The 23,611-nt window shown below is 60.7% G+C and carries 17 protein-coding genes; 13 read left to right on the forward strand and 4 right to left on the reverse strand.

Translation table 11 applies throughout. From position 1 onward, the window contains the following. Positions 1-85 precede the first annotated feature (85 nt). Positions 86-1,606, forward strand: a complete 1,521-nt coding sequence (gene exaC, locus A6D6_RS08980; protein ID WP_133492648.1) for an acetaldehyde dehydrogenase ExaC — start codon at positions 86-88, stop codon at positions 1,604-1,606. 172 nt (positions 1,607-1,778) lie between these two features. Then, a complete protein-coding gene (locus A6D6_RS08985) occupies positions 1,779-2,762 on the forward strand; it encodes a zinc-dependent alcohol dehydrogenase family protein (protein WP_159660527.1) in 984 nt (327 codons plus the stop codon). Between the two features lie 268 nt (positions 2,763-3,030). On the opposite strand, the gene A6D6_RS08990 is transcribed toward A6D6_RS08985, so the two are convergent. From A6D6_RS08990 to A6D6_RS09005, 4 genes are all read right to left on the reverse strand, one after another. After that, positions 3,031-4,188 (reverse strand): porin, encoded by a 1,158-nt coding sequence (locus A6D6_RS08990; RefSeq protein WP_133492646.1) that lies wholly within the window; start codon positions 4,186-4,188, stop codon positions 3,031-3,033. A gap of 217 nt (positions 4,189-4,405) precedes the next feature. Next, the gene (locus tag A6D6_RS08995; RefSeq protein ID WP_133492645.1) at positions 4,406-5,863 is read right to left on the reverse strand and encodes an efflux transporter outer membrane subunit; all 1,458 of its coding nucleotides are present in this window, start codon (positions 5,861-5,863) and stop codon (positions 4,406-4,408) included. Next, positions 5,860-9,006, reverse strand: a complete 3,147-nt coding sequence (locus A6D6_RS09000; RefSeq protein ID WP_133492644.1) for an efflux RND transporter permease subunit — start codon at positions 9,004-9,006, stop codon at positions 5,860-5,862. The genes A6D6_RS08995 and A6D6_RS09000 overlap by 4 nt, the downstream gene beginning before the upstream one ends. Before the next feature lie 12 nt (positions 9,007-9,018). Beyond that, positions 9,019-10,218: an efflux RND transporter periplasmic adaptor subunit gene (locus tag A6D6_RS09005; protein ID WP_159660528.1), complete on the reverse strand. Its 1,200-nt coding sequence runs from the start codon at positions 10,216-10,218 to the stop codon at positions 9,019-9,021. A 159-nt stretch (positions 10,219-10,377) separates the two neighbouring features. Between A6D6_RS09005 and A6D6_RS09010 the strand changes: the two genes are divergently transcribed. The 11 genes from A6D6_RS09010 (at position 10,378) to A6D6_RS09060 (ending at position 23,608) form a co-directional block, all read left to right on the forward strand. Continuing rightward, a complete protein-coding gene (locus A6D6_RS09010) occupies positions 10,378-11,025 on the forward strand; it encodes a TetR family transcriptional regulator (protein ID WP_133492642.1) in 648 nt (215 codons plus the stop codon). A 262-nt stretch (positions 11,026-11,287) separates the two neighbouring features. Continuing rightward, positions 11,288-12,052: an SDR family NAD(P)-dependent oxidoreductase gene (locus A6D6_RS09015; RefSeq protein WP_133492641.1), complete on the forward strand. Its 765-nt coding sequence runs from the start codon at positions 11,288-11,290 to the stop codon at positions 12,050-12,052. Between the two features lie 203 nt (positions 12,053-12,255). After that, the gene (locus tag A6D6_RS09020; RefSeq protein ID WP_133492640.1) at positions 12,256-13,314 is read left to right on the forward strand and encodes a phosphotransferase family protein; all 1,059 of its coding nucleotides are present in this window, start codon (positions 12,256-12,258) and stop codon (positions 13,312-13,314) included. Between the two features lie 86 nt (positions 13,315-13,400). Next, positions 13,401-14,189, forward strand: coding sequence for a 5'/3'-nucleotidase SurE (gene surE, locus A6D6_RS09025; protein WP_159660529.1), 789 nt, complete (start codon positions 13,401-13,403; stop codon positions 14,187-14,189). Positions 14,190-14,584: 395 nt separating this feature from the next. Beyond that, positions 14,585-16,261, forward strand: a complete 1,677-nt coding sequence (locus A6D6_RS09030; RefSeq protein ID WP_133492638.1) for a long-chain fatty acid--CoA ligase — start codon at positions 14,585-14,587, stop codon at positions 16,259-16,261. A gap of 267 nt (positions 16,262-16,528) precedes the next feature. Further along, positions 16,529-17,392, forward strand: a complete 864-nt coding sequence (locus tag A6D6_RS09035) for a branched-chain amino acid ABC transporter permease (protein ID WP_133492637.1) — start codon at positions 16,529-16,531, stop codon at positions 17,390-17,392. After that, complete coding sequence (locus tag A6D6_RS09040) at positions 17,392-18,447, forward strand: branched-chain amino acid ABC transporter permease (protein WP_133492636.1); 1,056 nt, start codon at positions 17,392-17,394, stop codon at positions 18,445-18,447. Before A6D6_RS09035 ends, A6D6_RS09040 begins: the two co-directional genes overlap by 1 nt. Then, positions 18,440-19,207, forward strand: a complete 768-nt coding sequence (locus tag A6D6_RS09045) for an ABC transporter ATP-binding protein (RefSeq protein ID WP_133492635.1) — start codon at positions 18,440-18,442, stop codon at positions 19,205-19,207. The genes A6D6_RS09040 and A6D6_RS09045 overlap by 8 nt, the downstream gene beginning before the upstream one ends. Beyond that, positions 19,194-19,901: an ABC transporter ATP-binding protein gene (locus A6D6_RS09050; RefSeq protein ID WP_133492634.1), complete on the forward strand. Its 708-nt coding sequence runs from the start codon at positions 19,194-19,196 to the stop codon at positions 19,899-19,901. The genes A6D6_RS09045 and A6D6_RS09050 overlap by 14 nt, the downstream gene beginning before the upstream one ends. Positions 19,902-20,018: 117 nt before the next feature. After that, positions 20,019-21,182, forward strand: coding sequence for an ABC transporter substrate-binding protein (locus A6D6_RS09055; RefSeq protein WP_133492633.1), 1,164 nt, complete (start codon positions 20,019-20,021; stop codon positions 21,180-21,182). 341 nt (positions 21,183-21,523) lie between these two features. Next, positions 21,524-23,608 (forward strand): 3-hydroxyacyl-CoA dehydrogenase NAD-binding domain-containing protein, encoded by a 2,085-nt coding sequence (locus A6D6_RS09060; protein WP_159660530.1) that lies wholly within the window; start codon positions 21,524-21,526, stop codon positions 23,606-23,608. Positions 23,609-23,611: the final 3 nt, after the last annotated feature.

A 23,611-nucleotide genomic window follows, 5' to 3' on the forward strand; every position in this document is an offset into this window, starting at 1 on the left:
GCACTAATCTGAATATCCAGACAGTCCGCCCGAGAGTGTGGCGGAGACACTCAGGATCAGCATAAAAAAGCGAGGAAGTACGGCTATGATTTACGACAATCCCGGTAGTCAGGGCGCCCTGGTCTCCTTCAAAGAGCGCTACCAAAACTACATTGGCGGTGAGTGGGTGGCTCCTGTTAAGGGCCAGTACTTCGACAACATCAGTCCGGTCAATGGCAAGGTGTTCTGTCAGGTGCCCCGTTCTTCCGCCGAAGACATTGATCTGGCACTGGATGCCGCTCACCGTGCCGCGCCAGGCTGGGCACGCACCTCGGTGGCCGAGCGCGCCAATCTGCTGCTGAAAATCGCCGACCGGATCGAAGGCAGCCTGGAATCCCTGGCCGTGGCGGAAACCTGGGATAACGGCAAGGCGGTGCGTGAAACCCTCAACGCCGATATTCCCCTGACGGTGGATCACTTCCGCTATTTCGCCGGTTGTATTCGCGCCCAGGAAGGGACCCTCGCGGATATCGACGCCAACACAGTGGCCTACCATTTCCATGAACCGCTGGGTGTGGTCGGGCAGATCATCCCCTGGAATTTCCCGATCTTGATGGCCGCCTGGAAACTGGCGCCGGCGTTGGCGGCGGGCAACTGCGTGGTGTTGAAACCGGCGGAGCAGACCCCGGTATCGATCCTCAAGGTGATGGAACTGATCGGTGATTTGTTGCCGGCCGGCGTGGTGAACGTGGTCAACGGTTTCGGCGACGAAGCCGGCCAGGCCCTGGCCACCAGCAAACGCATCGCCAAGATCGCCTTCACCGGTTCCACCCCGGTGGGCTCGCACATCCTCAAATGCGCCGCGGAGAACATCATCCCCTCCACCGTGGAGCTGGGCGGCAAATCGCCCAACATTTACTTCGCCGACATTCTCAATGCCGAGCCGGAGTTCATCGACAAAGCGGTGGAAGGGCTGGTGCTGGCGTTCTTCAATCAGGGAGAGGTCTGCACCTGCCCGTCCCGGGCGCTGATTCAGGAAAGCATGTACGACGACTTCATGGAACGGGTAGTGGCACGCATCGCCACCATCAAGCGCGGCAACCCGCTGGATACCGAGACCCAGGTCGGTGCTCAGGCTTCCCAGGAGCAGTTCGACAAGATCATGTCCTACATGGAAGTGGCCCGTAGCGAAGGTGCCGAGTTCCTGTCCGGTGGTGACCGTGAGTCTCTGGCCGGTGAACACGGTGACGGTTTCTACATTCAACCGACGCTGCTCAAGGGCCACAACAAGATGCGGGTGTTCCAGGAGGAGATCTTCGGCCCGGTGGTGGCGGTGACCACCTTCAAGGACGAGGCGGAAGCACTGGAAATCGCCAACGATACCGAGTTCGGTCTTGGTGCCGGGGTATGGAGCCGGGATATCAATGTGGCGTTCCGCATGGGCCGCGGTATTCAGGCTGGCCGGGTCTGGACCAACTGTTATCACGCCTACCCGGCCCACGCCGCCTTTGGCGGTTACAAGAAATCCGGTATCGGCCGGGAAACCCACAAGATGATCCTGGACCACTACCAGCAGACCAAGAACCTTCTGGTCAGCTACGACGTAAACCCGCTTGGCTTCTTCTGAAGCCAATGGATAAACCGGCGGAAGCAGGAGGGGAAATGTTCTCCCGACCTCTCCGCCGGTCCCGCTGCTTTCCCTGCCCATCCTCCCTCTCCGTTGCTTGATTGCGATCAAGGCTCCCGCTTGCACTACACTGGATCATGGGTGCGCTATTCCAACAACAGCGGAGGTTCCCATGCGAGCCATGAGCTTGCGAAAGATCGGCGAGCCGCTTGAATTGATCGATTGCCCGGCAGCCCGTCCCGGCCCCGGCGAGCTGCGCCTTCAGGTCGAAGCCTGTGGGGTCTGCCGCACCGATCTGCACGTGGTGGACGGCGAGTTGGAGGACGTCAAGCTTCCTCTGATTCCCGGTCATGAAATTGTTGGCCGGGTGGTGGAACTGGGGCCCGGCTCAAGCCGCTTCTCCCTCGGGCAGCGCGTTGGTCTCCCGTGGCTCGGGCATAGCTGCGGGCAATGCCGCTATTGCCTGGCCGGCCAGGAAAACCTGTGTGACACCCCCGGATTTACCGGCTACACCATGGATGGTGGTTACGCGGAACACTGCGTGGCCTCGCAGGACTATGCCTTTGCCCTACCGGAAGAGTCTGACGCCGTCAGCCTGGCGCCGTTGATGTGCGCTGGTCTGATCGGTTACCGCTCCTATCGGATGGCCGGGGAGGCGCCGCGCCTGGGCCTCTACGGTTTTGGCGCGGCGGCGCACATTCTCACCCAACTGGCCTGTTGGCAGGGGCGCGAGGTCTACGCATTCACCCGTCCTGGAGACAGTACCGCGCAGGCGTTCGCGCTGGAAATGGGGGCGAGTTGGGCCGGTGGGTCGGATCAGGCGCCGCCGATGGAACTGGACGCGGCCATTCTATTCGCTCCGGTGGGCGCGTTGGTGCCGGTGGCGTTGCGCGCCGTGCGCAAAGGCGGTGTGGTGGTCTGCGGCGGCATTCATATGAGTGATATCCCGGCGTTCCCCTATGCCGATCTGTGGGGCGAACGGGTGATCCGTTCCGTCGCCAACCTGACCCGGGAAGATGGCGAGCAGTTCTTGCACCTTGCGTCGCAGGCCGGCATCGAGGTGGCGACCCGGGTCTATCGGTTGGATGAGGCGAACGAAGCGCTGGACGACCTGCGTGCCGGCCGCCTCAACGGCGCGGCGGTGTTGGTGCCTTGAGCAGGAAGCCGCTGTGGGAAGTTTGTTTGCAAGCGGATATCCAACGCCGGAAGGGCCGATTCGCCAGCAAGCTGGTCTCCCACAGCTTTACTACAGGGCTGCTGTGGGAAGCTTGCTCGCAAGCGAATATCCTGAGCGGAATTTGTCAGCAGGCGTGGCTGCCACGGCGGCCTTGTAGCTGCCTCTGAGTTCATATCAACGGCGCTGATAAAAAAGGCCGCCCCAGGGGCGGCCAAATGGCACAGTGGAATGGATCCGCTCGGCGGATCTACCAGGAGAGTGCGGCCCCCACTGCCAGAGTGTCGGTGGATTCAATCTCGCCGGCCTGCTTGTCATCGATTTCGAAGCGGCTGAAATTACCGAGCAGTTTCAGGCTGTCGTTGACCGCGTAGCTGAGCAGAACGGCTTTGTTCTCATAGTCGGCTTCACCGCCGAGCAGATTGCCGTCGTCCTCGCTACGGCCATAGGACAGCGCCAGCCGGAATTTATCGATCTGCTGGCCGAACTGGAGCAGGTACCCCTTGCTGTCGATCTCCCTCAGGTTGGCCTGGCCCAGGTTGTTGGAGAACAAGGGATGCATGCCCTCCGCATCGAAGCCCGAAGCGGTGATGGAGGTACCGCCGAGTTTGGCCTGAACGCCGTAACCCAATCCCCGTGAGGTCACATCCTCAATGGTACTGTCGGTGTTTTCCGAGGTCTGATAAGCGCCGTTGATCCAGGCATACAGTTCGGTGGCGCCGAGGCTGGTCTGGTAGCTCACTTCGGTTTCGAAACGCGGTGCCGATTGATAGGCCTTGCCGGTGCCGCCGACGTCGTTGCTGTCATAGGGATCGAGAACGCCCACGGCGACTTTCAAGGCATGTTGTTGGGGACTGCGGTAAGTGATCTGGGCGCTGGGGAAGGGGTAGGGGTAGCCGGTGCCGATATTGCCAAAGGACACGCCGCCGCCGTCCATCAGGCCGAGGGTATCGCTGGCCTGGCCGAAACCCGACAACAGTTCGTCGCGCAGAATATTGGAACGGGCGAACAGACCAAAGTCCTTACCGATCAACACCTGACCCCAGCCGCCGTCGATGGTGCCGTAGAACTGCCGCACGTCGATGCCGGTTTCGGTACCGTTGGTTTCACTGTCATTGATGGTGACCCAGAACGAGGACCGGGCGCCGAGTTTCAGGTCGCCGGCCTGGCGGGACACATTGAAGCCGATCCAGTTCGGCAGAAACCCCATCTTTACCCGGGACTGGCGCCGGTCGAACTGGTCGCCAGGGCGGTCCACGTCGTTGTTTACGTAAAAGGCGTTGATATAGCCATCGGTGGAGAAAGTAGTCTGATTATCATCGTAGAGCTTGATTTCCGCCTGCGCGGCGGTACTGGCAAACGATGCCAGCAGAGCACAGATGAGAGGTAGCCTTTTGTTGTTGTGCATGGTTCGCTCCATGTTTTTTTGCGTCGTTCGGAGCGGGCAGTATGGAAAGAGGCTGGCGACGGCGAATCCCGCTTTGGTCGGGAAGGCGTCTTAAGACCGGGAAGACCTGTTGGGGGGCACGAAAGTCGTGCGCGGGTGTGGGGTCGGGAACTAGAACGAAGAGAGGGGGGAGGTGGGAGAAGGAGAAGCCCGGCGTGGTCGCGCCGGGCGGATGCACTCAACCCTGGGTGCCGGAAGCGTCGTTGTCTTCCTGCTCCGGGGCGGTGTTGATCACGGTGGCCTGATCCTCCAGCCAGCCGCCACCCAGGGCCCGATACAGGGTGATCTGATTGGCAAGCTTGCTGAGCGTGATGGACACCAGCTCCTGGCGGGCGGTCAGCAGACTGCGCTGCGCGTCCAGTACCGCCAGATAGTCGTCCGCGCCCAGTTCGTAGCGTTGCTGGGACAGTTCCAGTGAGCGCCGGGTGGCGTCCACCAGCGCCTGTTGGGCGATTTCCTGTTCCAGCAGGGTTTCCCGGGACACCAGCGCATCCGAGACCTCCTGGAAGGCGGTCTGGATGGTTTGTTCGTAGCTGGCCACGCTCTGGTCCCGGCGTACTTCCGCCACGTCCAGGCTGGCGCGGTTGCGCCCGCCAGTGAAGATCGGCAGGGATATGCTGGGGGAGAACGACCAACTGCGCGACCCGCTCTCGAACAGCCCGTCCAGCTCGGCGCTGCTGGTACCAAAGGTGCCGGTCAGGGAAATACTCGGGAAGAACGCCGCCCGGGCTGCTCCGATGTTGGCATTGGCCGCCCGCAGCAGATGTTCCGCGCGGATGATGTCCGGCCTTGCCAGCAGCACATTGGAGGACAGCCCGGAGGGCACCTCCGACAGTTCCACCAGCCCGGATTCCTCCAGATTATCGTTGGGCAGCGGCGGCAGCGGCGCGCCGACCAGGGTGGCCAGGGCGTTCCGGTCCTGGGCCACCAGGCGGGCGAAGCGGGCGCGATTGGCGCGGGCGGTTTCCAGCGCGGTCTGCGCCTGACGCAGTTCCAGTTCGGAGCCGACACCGAGGTCGAAGCGACGCTGGGTCAGGTCCAGGGAGGACCGGTAGGCCTCCATGGTCTCCTCGCTGATGCGCAGGTTTTCACGGTCCGCCACCAGAGTCAGATAAGCGTTGGCTACTTCCGAGACCAGCGTGATATGGGCGCTGCGCTGGGCCTCTTCACTGGCCAGATAATTCTGCAAGGCGGCGTCCTTGAGACTGCGCACCCGGCCGAACAGATCCAGCTCGTAGGCGGAGATGCCCACGTTGGCGCCGTACTGACTCTGCACCTGGCTCTCGCCGGTGTTGTTCAGGTCGCCGGGCACCCGCTGGCGGGTGCCGGTGCCGTTGAGGCCGATATCCGGAAACAGGTCGGCCCGTTGAATCCGGTACTGGGCGCGCAACTCTTCCACATCCAGCATGGCCAGACGCAGATCCCGGTTGTTGGCCAGGGCGGTCTGGATCAGTTGCTGCAGTTCCGGTTCGGCGAAGAAATCCCGCCAGCCGGGCAGGGTGACCTGCGTGGCGTCGGCGCCTTCACGGAACTGATCCGGTACCGGGGACGGGGGCTGTTCATAACTGGGCGCCAGCGTACAGCCGCTCAAGGCCAGAGCGACGGCCAGCGCCATGGAAGCGGGCTTCAAAGTCATCCGCGGATCTCCTCGGACGGCTCGTTACGGTCACCTTTGCCGTTCAACGGCACACCGGACAACTTACGAACCACCACATAGAACAAAGGAATGAAGAAAATAGCCAGGGCGGTGGCGGTGAACATGCCGCCAAACACGCTGGTGCCGATGGCGTTACGGGCACCGGAGCCGGCACCGCTGCTCAGCATCAGCGGCGTCACACCGAGCATGAACGCCATGGAAGTCATCAGGATCGGGCGCAGCCGCATTCGTGTGGCCTCCAGCGTGGCTTTCCACAACGAGTAGCCCTGATCCTCCAGGTCCTTGGCGAACTCGGCGATCAGGATCGCGTTCTTCGCCGATAGCCCTATGGTGGTGAGCAGCCCGACCTGGAAGAACACATCATTTTCCAGGCCCCGGCCCAGCGAGAACAGGACCGCGCCGATCACACCCAGGGGCACCACCAGCATCACCGCGAACGGAATCGACCAGCTTTCGTACAGAGCGGCGAGACACAGGAACACCACGATCAGGGACAGCGCATACAGCGCCGGCGCCTGGTTGCCGGACTGACGTTCCTGGTAGGACAGGCCGGTCCACTCGTAGCCGAAGCCCTCGGGCAGATCCGCGGCCAGGCCTTCCAGCGCGGTCATGGCGTCGCCGGTGCTGTAACCGGGCATGGCATTACCCTGGATGTTCACCGAGGATACGCCGTTGTAACGCTGCAGTTGCTGCGGACCATATTGCCAGTCGCCAGTGGCGAAGCTGGAGAAGGGCACCATCTGGTTATTGCTGTTGCGCACGTACCAGGTGCCGATGTCCTCCGGCAGCATGCGGTCTTCCGCGTCGCCCTGGACATAGACCCGCTTGATCCGGCCGCGATCGAGGAAGTCATTGACATAGGTGGAACCCCAGGCCACCGACATGGTGTTGTTGATGTCGGCGATGGAGACACCCATGGACTGTGCCTTCAGGTGATCCACATCGACCTTGTACTGCGGCGCGTCGGGCAGGCCGTTGTAACGCACCTGTACCATGGACGGATCCTGGTTGGCCTGACCAAGCAACTGGCCCATGGCCTGATTGAGGGCGTCATGGCCCAGGCCGGCACGGTCCTGGAGCTGGAAGTTGAAACCGCTGGCCACACCCAGAGCCGGGATCGACGGCGGGTTCAAGGCGAAGATGATCGCCTCGCGGATGCCGCCGAAGTACCCCATGGCACGGCCGATGATCTGATCGATGCCATCAGTGCCGAGGTCACGATCCTCCCAATCCCGCAGCCGGACGAACGCGATCCCCGAGTTCTGTCCACGACCGGCGAAGCTGAAGCCGGCCACGGTGAAGATCGATTGCACCGCGTCTTTTTCCTCCTCCAGGAAGTAGTACTCCATCTTCTTCAGTACTTCGATGGTCTGCTCCTGGGTGGCCCCGACCGGCAACTGAACCTGCGCCAGCATGATGCCCTGGTCCTCTTCCGGCAGGAAGGCGGTGGGCAGACGGGTGAAGGTGAACGCCAGCACCGCCACCACGGCCACATAGATCAGTAGATAGCGGCCACGGCGGCCGAGAATTTTCTCCACCTTGTCGTGATAGCCGTGGCTGGCGCGATCAAAGTTGCGATTGAACCAGCCGAAGAAGCCCTTCTTGTCGCCGTGGGAGGCGTCCTGCTGCTTGAGCATGCTGGCGCACAACGCCGGCGTCAGGATCAAAGCCACCAGCACCGACAACACCATGGCCGAAACGATGGTGATGGAGAACTGGCGGTAGATGGCACCGGTGGAACCGGGGAAGAAGGCCATCGGGATAAATACCGCGGACAGCACCAGGGCGATACCGACCAGAGCGCCGGTGATCTGTCCCATGGATTTGCGCGTGGCCTCACGGGGAGGCAGCCCCTCTTCCGCCATCACCCGTTCCACGTTTTCCACCACCACGATGGCGTCGTCCACCAGCAGACCGATGGCCAGCACCATGCCGAACATGGTCAGGGTATTGATCGAGAAGCCGAAGGCGAACAGCACCGCGAAGGTCCCCAGCAGCACCACCGGAACGGCGATGGTGGGGATCAGGGTGGCGCGGAAATTCTGCAGGAACAGGTACATCACCAGGAACACCAGCAGAATCCCCTCAAACAGGGTCTTCACCACCTCCATGATGGAAATTTCCACGAACGGCGTGGTGTCGTAGGGGAAATCCATCTGCATGTCTTCGGGGAAGAACTGACTCAGATCGTCGAGCGTGGATTTCACCCGTTCGGCGGTATCCAGAGCATTGGCGCCGGTAGCCAGGTTGATCCCCAGGCCGGTGGCGGAAGTGCCGTTGTAACGCCCGGTGATATCGTAGCTTTCCTTGCCGAACTCGATGTTGGCGACGTCCTTGAGCCGTACCTGGGAGCCGTCATCGTTGACGCGCAGCAGAATCCGTCCAAATTCCTCCGGGGTCTGCAGCAAGGTCTGCACGATGATGGAAGCGCTCAGTTGCTGACCTTCCACCGCCGGGTTGCCGCCAATCTGGCCACCGGTGATCTGGTTGTTCTGCACCGTGATCGCCTGGGTGACGTCCGCCGCGGTCAAACCGAACTCGGTCATTTTCTGGGAGTCGAGCCAGACCCGCATGGCGTACTGGGTGCCGAACAGCTGGGTGGTACCCACGCCTTGCACCCGGCTGATCGGATCCTGGATGTTGGCCGCCACATAGTCGGCGAGGGCGGCGTTGTCCAGTTCGCCGGATTTGGAGTTGAACGCCACCACCATCAGGAAGGTGTCGGAGGACTTGCTCACCTGCACCCCTTGCTGTTGCACCACCTGGGGCAGGCGCGGGGTGGCCAGTTGCAGTTTGTTCTGCACCTGGACCTGGGCGATATCCGGATCGGTACCGGCGGCGAAGGTCAGGATGATCTGCGCGTTACCGGAGGAATCACTGGTGGAAGACATGTACAGCAGGTTATCGATGCCGTTCATCTGCTGCTCGATAACCTGCGTCACCGAATCTTCCACCGCTTTCGCCGAAGCCCCCGGGTAGGTGGCCTCGATAGTGACTTCCGGCGGTGCCACGGTGGGGTACTGTTCCACCGGCAAAGTATTGATCGCCAGGGCGCCCGCCATCATCAGAACGATGGCGATCACCCAGGCGAAAATGGGTCGATCAATAAAGAAATTGGCCATGTTGCTCCCCGATTACTCGGCGTTGGCGTTATTCGGGCCGTTGTCCTGGGCCTGGGTTTGCTGCGCTTGCTGTTGTTGCGCCTCGACGTCCACACCTTCCACCGGCATGCCGGGGCCGATTTTCTGCAGGCCGTCGACGATCAGTTTGTCGCCGGCGGCGAGACCCTCGCCGATCAACCAGCGGTTGCCCACCGTGCGCACGGTTTCCACCTGACGTTTTTCCACCGTGTTGTTGTCGCCGATGACCAGGGCGCTGGCGGTGCCCTGCGGATCACGAGTGACCGCTTTCTGTGGCACCAGGATGGCGTTGTCACGTTGTCCCTGAGGCAGCTTGGCGCGTACGAACAGACCGGGCAGCAGATCGCCTTCGGGATTGGGGAACAGGGCGCGCAGGGTGATCGAGCCGGTGCTTTCATCGACGGCGTATTCCGAGAACTGCAGGGTCCCGTTCTGGTCGTACTCGGTACCGTCCTCCAGTACCAGAGTGACGCGCGCCTTGTCTTCGCCGACTTGTTCCAACTGTCCGCTTTCCATGGCCACGCGCAGTTGGCGCAACTCACGGGCGGACTGGGTGAGGTCCACATAGATCGGGTCCAACTGGCGAATGGTGGCCAGCGCCTGGCTCTGGTTGGCGGTGACCAGAGCGCCGGCGGTAACGCTGGAACGGCCGATGCGTCCGGAGATCGGCGCCTTGACGCTGGCGTAATCCAGGTTCAGGCGAGCGGTTTCCACCGCGGCCTGAGCGGCGGCGATCTGCGCTTTGTTGGTAGCCAGGCTGGCCTGGGCGTTGTCGTACTCCTGGCGGCTCACCGCGTTCGCCTCCACCAGCTTCTTATAGCGCTCGGCCAGCAGCTGGTTGGACTCCAGCGTGGACCGGGCGCTGGCCAGATCGGCCTGGGCGCTGGCCAGTGCCGCCTTGAATTGGCGATCGTCGATGCGGTAGAGCACCTGGCCGGCTTCGACCTCGGCGCCTTCATCGAACAGGCGTTCCTTGATGATCCCGCTCACCTGGGGACGGATTTCCGCCACCTCGTAAGGGGTGGTGCGGCCAGGCAGCTCGTTAACGACGGTATAGGGCTCCGATTTGACCGTGATGAAACCCACCTGTGCCGCGCCGCCGGCACCTTGCTGCTGAGGCGCGTCGTTTCCGCAGGCGGTCAGGGCGAGGGCAAAAAAGAAAAGGACAGAAAAATGGACCGATCGTGCGCGCATAGAAACCTCGGTTTCCTATGAAAATCAATGAATTTTGGTTGCTTCCGTTACGGCGAGAAAGCGCGGATACCCGATAATTACATAAAAGCGAAAAGAGTATACATACATTCGTAGATGTATGTATAGTTCTCTCACCAACTGAATCACAGGAGTCCGGCCATGAGGCGCACCAAGGCGGAAGCTCAGGAGACCCGTGAGCAGATACTCGACGCGGCGGAACGCGTCTTTCACGAAAAAGGTGTATCGAGGACCTCCTTGAATGACATTGCCAGCGCGGCGGGGTTCACTCGTGGCGCCATTTATTGGCATTTCAAAAACAAACACGATGTTTTCGCCGCCATGCTGGAGCGGAAGCGTTTGCCACTCGAGGCTCTGGCGCAGCGGGCGGAGCACCCTGAAGAGAAGGACCCGCTGGGACGCTTGCGGGAGTTTCTGATCTATATGCTCTGTGAGACCGTCCGTGATCCAAGCCGTCGGCGGGTATTGGAGATCATATTCCAAAAATGTGAATTTACTGTGGAAACCGACCCCCTGATGACCCGTCAGAAGGAATCCTTTCTGGAAGCCTCCAGGTCCATGCGGACCATCCTCGGTCGCGCAATCGAGCGCGGGCAGCTGTCGGAAAGCCTGAATATCGAGCGTGCCGTTAACCTGCTGCATGTGCAAGTGTGCGGCCTTCTTTATGTCTGGTTGCTGATCCCGGAGACCTTTGATCTTGAGCAGGAAGCCGCCCACCATGTGGACTGTTATCTCAATACGCTGAAACTGTGCCCCTCCATTTCCGGATGTCCGGACTCTCCTTCCTGATTTGCCTTTCTGATTTCGGAACGTAATTTCGAAATAATTGACGCGATCCAAGCAGCGTGTCACATTCTTTGCCCCCGCACGGACAGTGCCGGATGCCCGCCGGGCTGGTGGCGAATTGCCTTGGCTGCCCGGGCATCAACCGATAAAACAAAGCCATGCCGGCAACACAATACGTGCCTGGAACCGCCAGGCCAAGTCGTTTCCAGGGCTTCGTCCATTGCCGCCGTCGTGACCGGAAAAAGACCGGAACAGGAGAATAACGATGAGTAAACTGTTTGATCTCACGGGAAAAGTCGCTCTGATCACCGGATCCACCCGGGGTATTGGTAAAGCCATCGCCGAGGAAATGGCCCGTGCTGGTGCCAGGGTGGTGATCTCCAGTCGCAAGCCGGAGCCTTGCCATGAAGTGTGCGAGGCAATCAAGGCGGAAGGCCATGAGGCCATTGCCGTGCCCTGTAACGTGGGCAGCAAGGACGACTTGATGAATCTGGTGGATGAAACCCTTTCCGCCTTCGGCAAGATCGATATTCTGGTCTGTAACGCCGCCACCAACCCGGTTTATGGCCCCACCGCGGAAGTCAGCGATGAGGCCTGGGACAAGATTCTCGATACCAACGTCAAGGGCACGTTCTGGCTGTGCAATCGGGTGTTGCCGATCATGGCGGAGAATGGCGGCGGTAACGTGGTGATCATTTCCAGCATCGCCGGCCTGCGAGGCAATACCGTGATTGGTACCTACGGGGTATCCAAGGCGGCGGAAGCCGCGCTGGCTCGTAACCTGGCGGTGGAATGGGGGCCGAAGAACATTCGTGTCAACGCCATCGCCCCCGGTCTGGTGCGCACCGATTTCGCCAAGGCCCTGGTGGAAGACCCGGTCCGCCGCCAGCGTGCCGAGGAGCGCACCCCGGTGCGCCGTATTGGCGATCCGGTGGACATCGCCGGGGTGGCGTTATTCCTGTCCAGCGCGGCCAGTGCCTACGTGACCGGGCAGACCATCGTGGCGGATGGCGGCGAAACCATTTGTTGATGGCGGCGGCACGCTTGTGAGCCAATCGCTGTGAGCCAATCGCGGCTTGTGGATCGCTGCTGTCGGGTCAATTTTCGCGGATTGGGCGCCTGGCTCAATTCGCGAGCAAGCTCGCTTCCCACAGAGAGGGCTACTCATGCCGCTGTGGGAAGCTGCTTTAGCAGCGAATGGCGTGTTAGCGCCGATTTGATTTGAGGTTCCTTATGGAAGGTCAACCGGAACTGGTGCCGGTTCTTGAGGCGCATCGTTTCGATGAATCACGTCTGGCCGGGTATCTGGAGCAGGCCGGACTGCTGGCCGGAACGTTACGGGTGCGGCAATTCCAGGGCGGACAGTCCAACCCCACCTACCTTCTGGAAAGCGGTGAGCGCCGTTATGTGCTGCGCAAAAAACCACCGGGGAAGGTGTTGCCGTCAGCGCATCAGGTGGACCGCGAATACCGCGTGATGAAAGCGCTGGGCGAGCACAGCGATGTGCCGGTGCCGGCCATGCGCGCGCTCTGCGAGGACGATGACGTTATTGGTACCAGCTTTTATGTCATGGATTACGTGCCCGGACGCGTGTTTTCCGAGCCGTTGCTGGAATGCCTGCCCACTGATCAGCAACGCCGTGCCGTCCATGAAGCCATGGTGGACACGCTGGCCAAACTACATAGCGTTGACTACAAGGCCGCCGGTTTGGAGGATTTTGGACGTCCTCAAGGGTATGTGGCGCGGCAGGTGAAGCGCTGGCGGGCGCAATATGAAGCTTCCAAGACCGATGATCTGCCGGCCATGGATAACTTGATCGACTGGCTTGAGGAACACATTCCCGAAGACGGCAGCGCCGCCATTGCCCATGGCGACTTCCGCATGGGTAACCTGCTGCTGGCCCCGGATCGGCCTGAAGTCGTGGCGGTGCTGGACTGGGAGCTGGCCACTATTGGGCATCCGCTGGCGGATCTGGCTTACTTCTGCCTGCCGTACCATTTGCCCCATGGTATTCAGGGCGTGCGTGGTCTGGATGGTCTGGATCTGGGCGAGCGCGGTATTCCCGACGAGCATGCCTTGCTGGAGCGTTACTGTCGTGGTTGCGGTCGCGATGGCATCAACGACTGGCCGGTGTTTCTGGCTTTCGCGCTGTTCCGTACCGCGGCGATCCTGCAAGGGGTTTATGCTCGCGCGCTGCAGGGCAACGCCAGCAACCGCGATGCGCTGGAAGTGGGCAAACGGGCCGGGTTGATGGCCGAACGTGGCTGGCAAATCGCCCGTACTCACCAGTAGCGCCAACGGCGTCATCATCGCTTCACGCCGACCGCACAGCATAGGAGCGGACGGTACACAAGAATTCGGACAATACAGGAGCCACCATGAAGCCTTTCCAACGTATCCTTCTCACCAACGACGATGGCATCGACGCCCCGGGCCTGAAAGTGGCCGAGGTGATCGCCGGGGAACTGGCCGAGGAGGTCTGGGTGGTGGCGCCGGAACATGATCAAAGCGGGGTGGGGCAGAGTATTTCCCTGCACAGTCCGTTGCGGGTCTACCACCACGGCGAGCGCCGCTATGCCGTTTCCGGCACGCCGGCGGACTGCGTCCTGTTCGCCATGGCTGAATGGTTGGAGGAAACGCCCCCGGATCTGGTGTTGTCGGGAGTTAACTGTGGCGCCAATCTGAGTGACTCGGTGATGTACTCCGGTACCGTCGGCGCGGTGCTGGCGGCGGCCCATCTGGGACTGCCCGGCGTGGCGTTGAGTCAGGCTTTTCTGGATCGGGATGCCATTAACTACACGCCGGTGAGCGAGCTGGCGGTGGGTCTGATCCGGGAGTTATGGGAGCGTCATGCCGGACATTGTTGCTGGAATATCAACTTTCCCGATCTGCCGGTGGCGGAAATCGAGGGTAATCGCATCACCCGCCAGGTGCCGGGCAGCATCCGCCGGGCCCGGCTGATGGCTGGCCGTGACGGCCGCAATCTTTCCTATCACTGGCTCTCCTTTGAGCGCGACCCGGATTCCATCGATCATCCGCAGTCCGATGTGGTGGCACTGCGTGATGGGCGTGTGTCGGTGATGCCGCTGCGGCCGTCCCGCTGCGATGAGGATCTGGCCGATGCATTGTGGGAGAAAGGAGAGTGGCCACTGGCCGGGCAGGACTGAGTGGTTGTATTCGCGAGCAAGCTCGCTTCCCACGGAGGCAGCTACGGAGCCGCTGTGGGAGGCTGTCTTGGCAGCGAATCAGTGTATGGGCGCGCCCGTCAGATCATTCGCCGCCGAAAATATGAAACCATATTCCGAAATAGTATTGACGCCCCGCGGGGCGCGTGTCAGATTCTCCGGCTATTCCATTTGGCGGGCCATGGAGTTCGAAAGCGCCCCGGTCGCCGAAGGTTAGCGACGTATTCCGAAGCATTTCCGCTCCCGGCGGGAGTGGCGGTTTCGTCGTATCACCTGTTGCGTACGCAGCAACAACAAGCGGGTACCAGCCTCCAAGACGCGGGCCCCAAGAAAAAAGTGGCCTATGTCGCCACAGTCGAATCGTAGGGAGAGTTAGCATGTTTGATCGGCATTTTGCCGTTTGGCCTGAAAACCTGCCGCATCACCTGACCATTCCGGAAACCAGCCTCTGCACCAACCTTGATGTCTCCGCGCTGCGCTATCCGGAAAAACCGGCCATCATTTATTACGACCATACCATCACCTACCGGGAACTGAAGCGCCAGGTGGACGCTCTGGCCGGCTACCTGCAATCGCTGGGCGTGGACAAAGGTGACCGCGTGCTGCTGTACATGCAGAACGCTCCTCAATTCATTATCGGTTACTACGCCATTCTGCGCGCCAACGCCATCGTCGTGCCGATCAACCCGATGAACCGCACGGCGGAACTGGAACACTACCTGGAAGACACCCAGGCCACGGTGACGCTGGCGGCGCAGGAAGTGTTCGCCAATATCGCGCCTCTGATCGGTACCCGGGAGCTGCGTCACGTCATCGTGGCGTCCTACAGCGACTACATTGATCCGCAAACCGATCTGGACCTTCCCGCGGAAGTGCGGGCTCCGGCGCAGCCCCTGCAAACCGAAGGCGCGATCGCCTGGCGCGACGCCATCGAGGCTGGCAAGACACCCGGCGAGCTGCTGGTGGGACCGGACGATCTGGCGGTGTTCCCCTACAGTTCCGGGACCACCGGTGCCCCCAAAGGCTGCATGCATACCCACCGGTCGGTGATGGCCACCTGCGTGCACGGCGTGGCCTGGCGCTCCGGCGGCGGCAGTGAGGGCATCATTCTCTCCACTCTCCCGTACTTCCATGTCACCGGCATGCAGGGCGCCATGAACGGGCCCATCTACACCGGCGCCTGTATCGTGTTGATGACCCGCTGGGATCGCCGCACCGCGGCCACCCTGATTCAGCGTTACCAGGTCACCAGTTGGACCAACATCGTCACCATGGCCATCGATCTGCTGTCCGATCCGGAGGTGGAATCCTTCGATCTGTCCAGCCTGCAGAATATTGGTGGCGGTGGCGCGGCCATGCCGGAAGCGGTCTCCGACAAGTTGTTCAAGCTCACCGGCCTGCGCTACATCGAAGGGTATGGCCTCTCCGAGACCATCGCCGCCACTCACATCAACCCCGCCGAGAAGCCCAAGAAGCAGTGCCTGGGCATTCCGGTCTTCGACGTGGATTCCCGCGTCATCGATCAGGACACCGGCAAGGAGCTGGGGGTTGGGGAAGTGGGAGAAATCATTTCCCACGGTCCACAGATCTTCCAGGGGTACTGGAACCGTCCGGAAGAAACCGAGAAGGCCTTTATCGAACTGGACGGCAAGCGGTTCTTCCGTACCGGTGACATGGGCTACTACGACGAAGAGGGCTATTTCTTCATCGTTGACCGGGTGAAGCGCATGATCAACGCGTCCGGCTTCAAGGTCTGGCCCGCTGAAGTGGAAAGTCTGATGTACCGGCACCCCGCCATCCAGGAATGCTGCATCATCTCCGCGCCGCACGAGCGTCGTGGCGAGACCGTGAAAGCCTGTGTGGTTTTAAACGCCAAGGATAAAGATAACGTCAGCGAGGACGATATCATTACCTGGTGCAAGAACGAGATGGCCGCTTACAAGGTGCCGCGGATCGTTGAATTCCGCGACGAGTTGCCCCGTTCTCCCACCGGCAAGGTGATGTGGCGGGCGCTGCAAGAGCAGGAATGGGCGAAAGAAGAAAACGCATCCTGACCTTTTGAGCAACAGCAATTCCCGCCTCGGGATTGCTGTTGCTATTTTCACCATGCGAAATACTGTTCCGAATATTGACGCTTCGGTGAGGTGCTGTTAGCGTCTTGCCTTTCATGCACCATCGTGCATGAAAGTGTGCCGGCGAGAGCGTCCGTACCATAACAACCCAGAAAGTGAAGCGTGCGAATCAGCAGTGGAGAGTGGCGGTGGAGCGTCACTGATAACGACACAAAGCGCGTTTCATTATTATTATAAGGAGTCGCAGTTTTGGACTTGTTTCTGCAGCAAGTGCTCAATGGCCTGACCCTGGGAAGCATTTACGGCCTGGTTGCCCTGGGCCTGACCCTGGTCTATGGCATTCTCCATGTTCCCAATTTCGCCCACGGTGCGCTGTATATGGTGGGAGCCTATGTGGCTTACTTCACCATGGTGGACCTGGGGCTGAACTACTGGCTGGCGATGATCGCCGCTGGCGCGGTAGTCGCCTTCCTTTCCGTTCTCTGTGAGCGTCTCGTTTTTCACCCGCTGCGCAATGCGCCGCCCATTCACGACAAGATCGCCGCCATTGGCATCTTGTTGTTCCTGGAAGCGGTGGTGCAGATGTATTGGGGTGCGGATTTCCGCCGCATGCCCACGCCCTATACCGAGATCCTGCATTTCGGCGGTCTCACCATTCCGGCCCAGCGTCTGTTGATCATCGCCGGTGCCTTCGGCCTGATGGGCGCGTTGCACCTGTATCTGAAAAAGACCATGACCGGTGCCACCATCATCGCCATGGCACAAAACCGGGAAGGTGCCTTCCTGGTGGGTATCGATGCCAACCGCGTGGCGATGATGACGTTCGCCATCGCCGGTGTGCTGGCGGCGGTGGGCGCGACCTTGTTCGCCCCGATCAACCTGGTCTACCCGGCCATGGGCCACCTGCTGATCATGAAAGCGTTCGTGATCATTATTCTCGGCGGTATGGGTAGCATTCCCGGCGCTATCGTCGGCGGTCTGATCATCGGTTTCGCCGAAGCTCTGGGCGGTTTCTATATCTCCAACGAGTACAAGGACGTCATCGCCTTTGCCTTGCTGGTGGTGATTTTGTCGGTGAAACCCACCGGGCTGTTCACCAAGGGGGTGCGCTAATGGATCGCCTGATGAATTTCTTTGTCAGCCCGGTACTGAAATGGGCCTTGCTGGTGTTGGCGGTGGTGTTTCCGCTGATCTCCGATAACGAGTACCACATCTACGTGATGGCCACCGCCTTTATCTGGGCCATCGCCGTCTACGGTATGAACATCATCACTGGCTATTGCGGCCAGCTGAATCTGGCCCATGGCGGTTTCTTCGCCATCGGCGCCTACGTGGTGGCTATCCTCACCGTGGATCACGGGTGGGCGTTCTGGCCGGCGTTCATTGCCGCCGGTCTGGCCGGTGCCATCTTCGGTTTCCTGGTCGGCGTGGTGTCGCTGCGCCTGAAGGAACACTACTTCGCCATCTTCACCTTGTGCGTGGGCTTCATCATTTACCTGCTGCTGGAAAAGTGGGAGGCACTGACGCACGGCTCCCTGGGCATCATCAATATTGCCCCGCCGGAAGGGTTCGGCTTTGTCGATTTCACCGAGACCGTGCCGTTCTATTACCTGGTGCTGGCGTTCCTGGTGTTGTCGGTGTGGCTGGTAAGTCGCCTTTCCCGTTCTCTGTTGGGCCGGACTTTCCTGGCCATCCGCATCAGTGACGACCTGGCGCAATCGCTGGGCATCAACCTGATGCGCAACAAGGTTCTGGCGTTCGTGCTGTCCACCGTTTACGCCGCCTCGGCTGGCGCCTTGTACGCTGGGGTGGTGCGTTTCATCGGCCCGGCGGAAGCGGACGTGGTGCATACCTTCGACATGATCACCTATCTGCTGGTGGGTGGCATCGGCACCTTGATGGGGCCGCTGCTCGGTACCCTGGCGATCACCTGGCTGACGCAGATGCTGCAGTCCCTGGAAGAGTACCGCATGATCATCTTCGGCCCGATGCTGGTGATCCTGGTGATCTTCTTCCCGCGCGGTATCGTCGGCGGTTTCCTGACCTGGCGCGGACGTCGCCTGGCCAATAAAGCGTCTCAACAGGACCAGGGCGGGGAATCCCAAGCCTCGACCCAGACTTCCGGCACGCCCGGCGCGGACAAACAGGAGGCCGGCAACAATGCTTAAGATCAGCAATCTGACCAAGCGTTTCGGCGGCCTGGCGGCGGTCAATAACGTCAGCGTGGAATTTCCCGCCAATCAGGTGAACGCCATCATCGGCCCCAACGGCGCTGGTAAAAGTACTTTTTTCAATCTGGTCGCCGGAGCGATGCCGCCCAGCGAAGGCCGGATCGAATACCAAGGCATGGACATTACTGGCATGGCGCCGGACCGGATTGCCCGTCTCGGCGTGGCCCGGACGTTCCAGACCACCATGCTGTTCGATCAGTCCACCGTGCTGGACAACCTGATCGTCGGTCACCGGCTGCGTACCCAGTCGCGCCTGTGGGATGTGATCATCAACTCCAAGCGCCTGCGTGACGAGGAGAAGAAGTGCCGTTCCCGCGCCGCCGAGGTGCTGGACTTCGTCGGGCTGTCCCATATCGGCCACCGCTACATCGCCGACATCAGTCAGGAAGAGCGCAAACGGGTGGCTTTTGCCCTGGCCATGGCCACCGACCCGGAACTGGTGTTGCTGGACGAACCGGCCGGCGGTATCAACCCCGAGGAAACCGAGAACCTGGCGGACCTGATTCGCAAGATGGTCAAGCACGGCATCACCGTCTGTCTGATCGAGCACAAGATGGACATGATCATGAGCCTCGCGGACAAGATCATGGTGCTGGATCACGGCGAGAAGATCGCCGAGGGAACCCCGGAGCAGATCAAGAATGATCCGGTGGTCATCGAGGCTTACCTGGGGAGTGAACAAGATGTTGAAGCTTGAAAACGTCGATGCCAAGTACGATAGCTTCAAAGCCCTGGATAACGTGTCCATGACCGTGGGGCAGGGGGAGCTGGTGGTGCTGCTGGGGGCCAACGGTGCCGGCAAGACCACCTTGTTCAATACCATCAGTGGTCTGCTGAAGCCTTCCGCGGGCAGCGTCACCCTCAATGGCGAGGACGTGACCGGACGGCGGCCCTCCGCTCTGGTGCAGGCTGGTGTGGTGCAGTGCCCGGAAGGCCGTAAGCTGTTCCCGGAAATGTCGGTGATGAAGAACCTGGTGCTGGGTGCCTACGTGCATCGCCGTGACAAGGCAGGCATCAAGAAAACCCTGGACCACGTGCTGGAGATGTTCCCGATCCTGGAAGAGAAGAAAAACCAGGCGGCGGGATCACTCAGTGGCGGTCAGCAGCAGATGGTGGCGATCGGCCGCGCTCTGATGGGGCGCCCGAAGCTGTTGATGCTGGACGAACCGTCCCTGGGGCTGGCGCCGTTGGTGGTCAAGCAGATGTTCGAGACCATTCAGACCATCAATCGTGAAGGCACCACGGTGTTGTTGGCGGAGCAGAATGCCTTTGCCGCGTTGAAAATTGCCACTCGCGCCTATGTGATCGAAAACGGTCGCCTGGTGATGGAAGGGGACCGCGACACCATGCTCGGTAACGAGGCGGTGCGCAAAGCCTATATCGGCGCCTGATCACAATCCGATTAGCGGCCTCTGGCGGCCTCTGCTCGGTGCTTTATGATCGTTAACGTGCGTTAGCGTAATGTGCTACGTCTATAACTGATCCCTACAATAAATGGGAGTGAAGTAATGAAACTGAAGAAAACGTTTGTTCGCCTGGCCACCGCCAGTGCTTTGGTTATGGGTATGGGGGCCGCCAACGCCGCCGAAGTCAACATCGGCTTTACCGGTCCGCTCAGCGGCGGCGCGGCGCTGTATGGTGAGAATACGCTGGAAGGCCTGCGCATGGCGGCCGAGGAAATCAACGCCGCTGGTGGTGTGAAAGTCGGCGGAGAAAGCTACGAAGTCAACATCGTTTCCCTGGACGACAAGTATTCCCCGAGCCAGGCGGCGGTGAATGGCAAACGCCTGGTGCAGCAGTACAAGACGCCGGCGGTATTCACTCCGCATTCCGGCGGTACCTTCGCGCTGCAGGCCTTCAATCAGCGTGATGGCTTCATCGTCATGTCCTACACCTCGATCCCGTCCGTGACCGAGAAGGGCAACAAGCTGACCGTGAAGATTCCGCCGTCCTTCACCGACTACATCGAGCCGTTCTCCAAAATGGCGATGGAAACGTCGGGCAAGAAAGTAGCGGTGGCCAACGCTACCCACGACTATGCCAAGTACTGGACCAAGGCGTTCGTGCCGAAATGGGAAGCCATGGGCGGTGAAGTGGTCGCCGACAACCCGATGGACTACAACAAATCCGCGGACTTCTACACTGGCGTGAGCAAGGTGCTGGCGGCCAACCCGGAAGTGCTGTTCATTGGTGGGGCCTCCGAACCCACCGGTCTGGTGGTGCGCCAGGCTCGTGAGCTGGGCTTCAAGGGCAGCTTCATCCTGATGGACCAGGCCAAGATCGATGAAGTGGCGAAAGTGGCTGGCGGTTTGCAGGCACTGGAAGGTTCCGTGGGGGTGACGCCGCTGGGCAGCTCCGAAATCGAAGGCGCGCGCAAGTTCGTCGAAAAATACCAGAAGAACCACAAAAACGTAGCCACCTCCGAAACCGCTTACAACTACTTCGCCATGCATATGCTGGCGCAGGCCATGCAGGAAGCGGGTTCCGTGGATGACCCGGCCAAGATCCGTGCCGCCATGCCGGCCGCTCTGGAAAAGATTCCGGCCGAGTACAACCCCTACGATGTGCACGGCATTTCCGAAAACGGCGCTCTGGAGACCGACGTGCAATTGGCCCAGGTGGTCGATGGCAAAGTGGTGCTGCGTCGCCTGTCTGATGTGCTGGGTCAGTAGTTCTTCCTAGCGCGTCTATCCTTGACCACATATTCAAGGGCACCCGGCGGGTGCCCTTGTCGTTTCCGCCCCATGCCCATGGCGTGGTTGGCTCTGTGCCATGGCATGGGTTGGGGGTATGGTACTCAAACGGAATGGTATTGCGCCGGGGCCCGGCGACTCGGAGTCATCCGCTTTCAAGCCTTGCTCCGATAAATGAAATGATATTCCGAAATAATTGATAATGGGCCGGGTTTTCTTATACTGGGAGCCCCCCGGGATCTATCCCGCGCCCGTATTCCCATGGTTTCCGTGACGCTCGTCGTTCAGCACGGAGGCCGACCTTTAGGTAAGGAGGAACCATGAGCGAGGTTGTCAGCTACCGCCGTGAAGGCGAAATCGGCGTTATCAGTGTGAATTACCCCCCGGTGAACGCCCTGGGACAAGGGGTGCGCGAGGGCCTGCGGAGCTGTCTGCGGGAAGGGCTGGCGGATGATCAGGCCAAAGCCCTGGTGGTGATTGGTGAAGGCCGTACCTTTCCCGCCGGCGCCGACATCCGTGAATTCGGCAAGCCGCCGGCTGGTCCGGCGCTGCCCGACGTGATCAACGAATACGAAAGCAGCGAAAAGCTGGTGATCGCGGCCATCCACGGCACCGCCCTGGGTGGTGGTCTGGAAGTGGCTCTGGGCTGTGACTATCGCGTCGCTCTGGATTCCGCCAAGGTGGGTCTGCCGGAAGTGAAACTGGGCCTGCTGCCCGGTGCCGGTGGTACCCAGCGTCTGCCCCGTCTGGTGGGCGCCAAGGCCGCTCTCGACATGATCGTCGGCGGCAACCCGGTAAAAGCCAAGAACGCCTTGCAAATGGGTATTGTCGACGATGTGGTCAGCGGCGATCTGCTGGAAGGCGCTCTGACCTACGCCCGCAAGCTGGTTGCCGACAACGCGCCGCTGCGTCGTATTCGTGACCTGGACGTGCAGACCGAGGAAGCGGATCTGTTCGCCAACTACGAGAAATCCATCGCCCGCAAACAACGTGGCTTCAAGGCCCCGTTCCACTGCATCAAGGCGGTACAGGCGGCGGTGGAACTGCCGTTCGAAGAGGGCATGAAGCGTGAGCGCGAGCTGTTCGGCGAACTGCTGGTGAGCTCCGAATCCGCGGCACAGCGCCATGTCTTCTTCGCCGAGCGCGAAGTGGCCAAGGTGCCTGGCCTGCCCAAGGACACCCCCAAGCGTGACGTCAACCTCGCCGCCGTGATCGGTGCTGGCACCATGGGTGGCGGCATCGCCATGAACTTCGCCAATGCTGGTATCCCGGTGAAGATTCTGGAAGTGAAGGAAGAAGCCCTGGAAAAGGGCATCGCGATCATTCGCAAGAACTACGAAAACACCGCCAAGAAAGGCCGTCTGACCCAGGAGCAGGTGGAACAGCGCATGGCGCTGATTCAGCCGACCCTGAGCTACGATGATCTCAGCGACGTGGACGTGGTGATCGAAGCCGTGTTCGAGAACATGGACGTGAAGGAGGCGGTGTTCAAGGAATTGGATCGGGTCTGCAAACCCGGTGCCATCCTCGCCACCAACACCTCCACCCTGGACGTCAACCGCATCGCCAGCTTCACCAAACGTCCACAGGACGTGATCGGCATGCACTTCTTCAGCCCGGCCAACGTGATGAAGCTGCTGGAGAACGTGCGCGGCGAGAAAACCGCTGACGACGTCATCGCCACCGTGATGGACCTGAGCCGCCGCATCGGCAAGGTCGGTGTTCTGGTTGGCGTCTGTCACGGCTTCGTCGGCAACCGCATGCTGCACAAGCGTCAGGCGGAAGCGGTGCAACTGGTCAACGAAGGCGCTAATCCCGCGCAAGTGGACAAGGTGCTGTTCGACCTGGGTTTCCCAATGGGACCGTTCGCCATGTCCGACCTGGCCGGCATGGATGTGGGCTACCGCATTCGCGAAGAGCTGCGTAAGGAAAACCCGGAAAACGCGCCGGCGCGTAACTGGACCGATGAGCTGGTGGAAAACGGCCGCATGGGGCAGAAAACCCAGGCCGGGGTTTTCGATTATAAAGAAGGCGACCGCACCCCCGTGCCGTCCGCCGAGGTGGACAAGATCATCGCCAAGTTCCGTGAGGACAATGGCATCGCCACCCGTGAGGTGACGGATCAGGAAATCCTCGAGCGCTGCATGTACGTGATGGTCAACGAAGGCGCCAAAATCCTGGAAGAAGGCATCGCCGCCCGTCCGTTGGACGTGGATGTGATCTGGATCTACGGCTACGGCTTCCCGGTTTACCGTGGCGGCGTGCTGTTCTGGGCGGATCAGGTGGGCCTGAAGACGATCCACGACAAAGTCAGCCAGTTCCACCAGGAAACCGGCGATGACGTTTGGAAACCCGCGCCGCTGCTGGAAAAACTGGCCAAAGAAGGCAAGGGCTTCTACAGCTGAAGC

The organism is Alcanivorax xiamenensis, from assembly GCF_009846745.1.
GTDB lineage: Bacteria > Pseudomonadota > Gammaproteobacteria > Pseudomonadales > Alcanivoracaceae > Alloalcanivorax > Alloalcanivorax xiamenensis.

Coding starts and splice junctions, on each gene's coding strand:
- exaC (WP_133492648.1), top strand. CDS start 86: ATGATTTACGACAATCCCGGTAGTCAGGGCGCCCTGGTCTCCTTCAAA.
- A6D6_RS08985 (WP_159660527.1), top strand. CDS start 1,779: ATGCGAGCCATGAGCTTGCGAAAGATCGGCGAGCCGCTTGAATTGATC.
- A6D6_RS08990 (WP_133492646.1), bottom strand. CDS start 4,188: ATGCACAACAACAAAAGGCTACCTCTCATCTGTGCTCTGCTGGCATCG.
- A6D6_RS08995 (WP_133492645.1), bottom strand. CDS start 5,863: ATGACTTTGAAGCCCGCTTCCATGGCGCTGGCCGTCGCTCTGGCCTTG.
- A6D6_RS09000 (WP_133492644.1), bottom strand. CDS start 9,006: ATGGCCAATTTCTTTATTGATCGACCCATTTTCGCCTGGGTGATCGCC.
- A6D6_RS09005 (WP_159660528.1), bottom strand. CDS start 10,218: ATGCGCGCACGATCGGTCCATTTTTCTGTCCTTTTCTTTTTTGCCCTC.
- A6D6_RS09010 (WP_133492642.1), top strand. CDS start 10,378: ATGAGGCGCACCAAGGCGGAAGCTCAGGAGACCCGTGAGCAGATACTC.
- A6D6_RS09015 (WP_133492641.1), top strand. CDS start 11,288: ATGAGTAAACTGTTTGATCTCACGGGAAAAGTCGCTCTGATCACCGGA.
- A6D6_RS09020 (WP_133492640.1), top strand. CDS start 12,256: ATGGAAGGTCAACCGGAACTGGTGCCGGTTCTTGAGGCGCATCGTTTC.
- surE (WP_159660529.1), top strand. CDS start 13,401: ATGAAGCCTTTCCAACGTATCCTTCTCACCAACGACGATGGCATCGAC.
- A6D6_RS09030 (WP_133492638.1), top strand. CDS start 14,585: ATGTTTGATCGGCATTTTGCCGTTTGGCCTGAAAACCTGCCGCATCAC.
- A6D6_RS09040 (WP_133492636.1), top strand. CDS start 17,392: ATGGATCGCCTGATGAATTTCTTTGTCAGCCCGGTACTGAAATGGGCC.
- A6D6_RS09045 (WP_133492635.1), top strand. CDS start 18,440: ATGCTTAAGATCAGCAATCTGACCAAGCGTTTCGGCGGCCTGGCGGCG.
- A6D6_RS09050 (WP_133492634.1), top strand. CDS start 19,194: ATGTTGAAGCTTGAAAACGTCGATGCCAAGTACGATAGCTTCAAAGCC.
- A6D6_RS09055 (WP_133492633.1), top strand. CDS start 20,019: ATGAAACTGAAGAAAACGTTTGTTCGCCTGGCCACCGCCAGTGCTTTG.
- A6D6_RS09060 (WP_159660530.1), top strand. CDS start 21,524: ATGAGCGAGGTTGTCAGCTACCGCCGTGAAGGCGAAATCGGCGTTATC.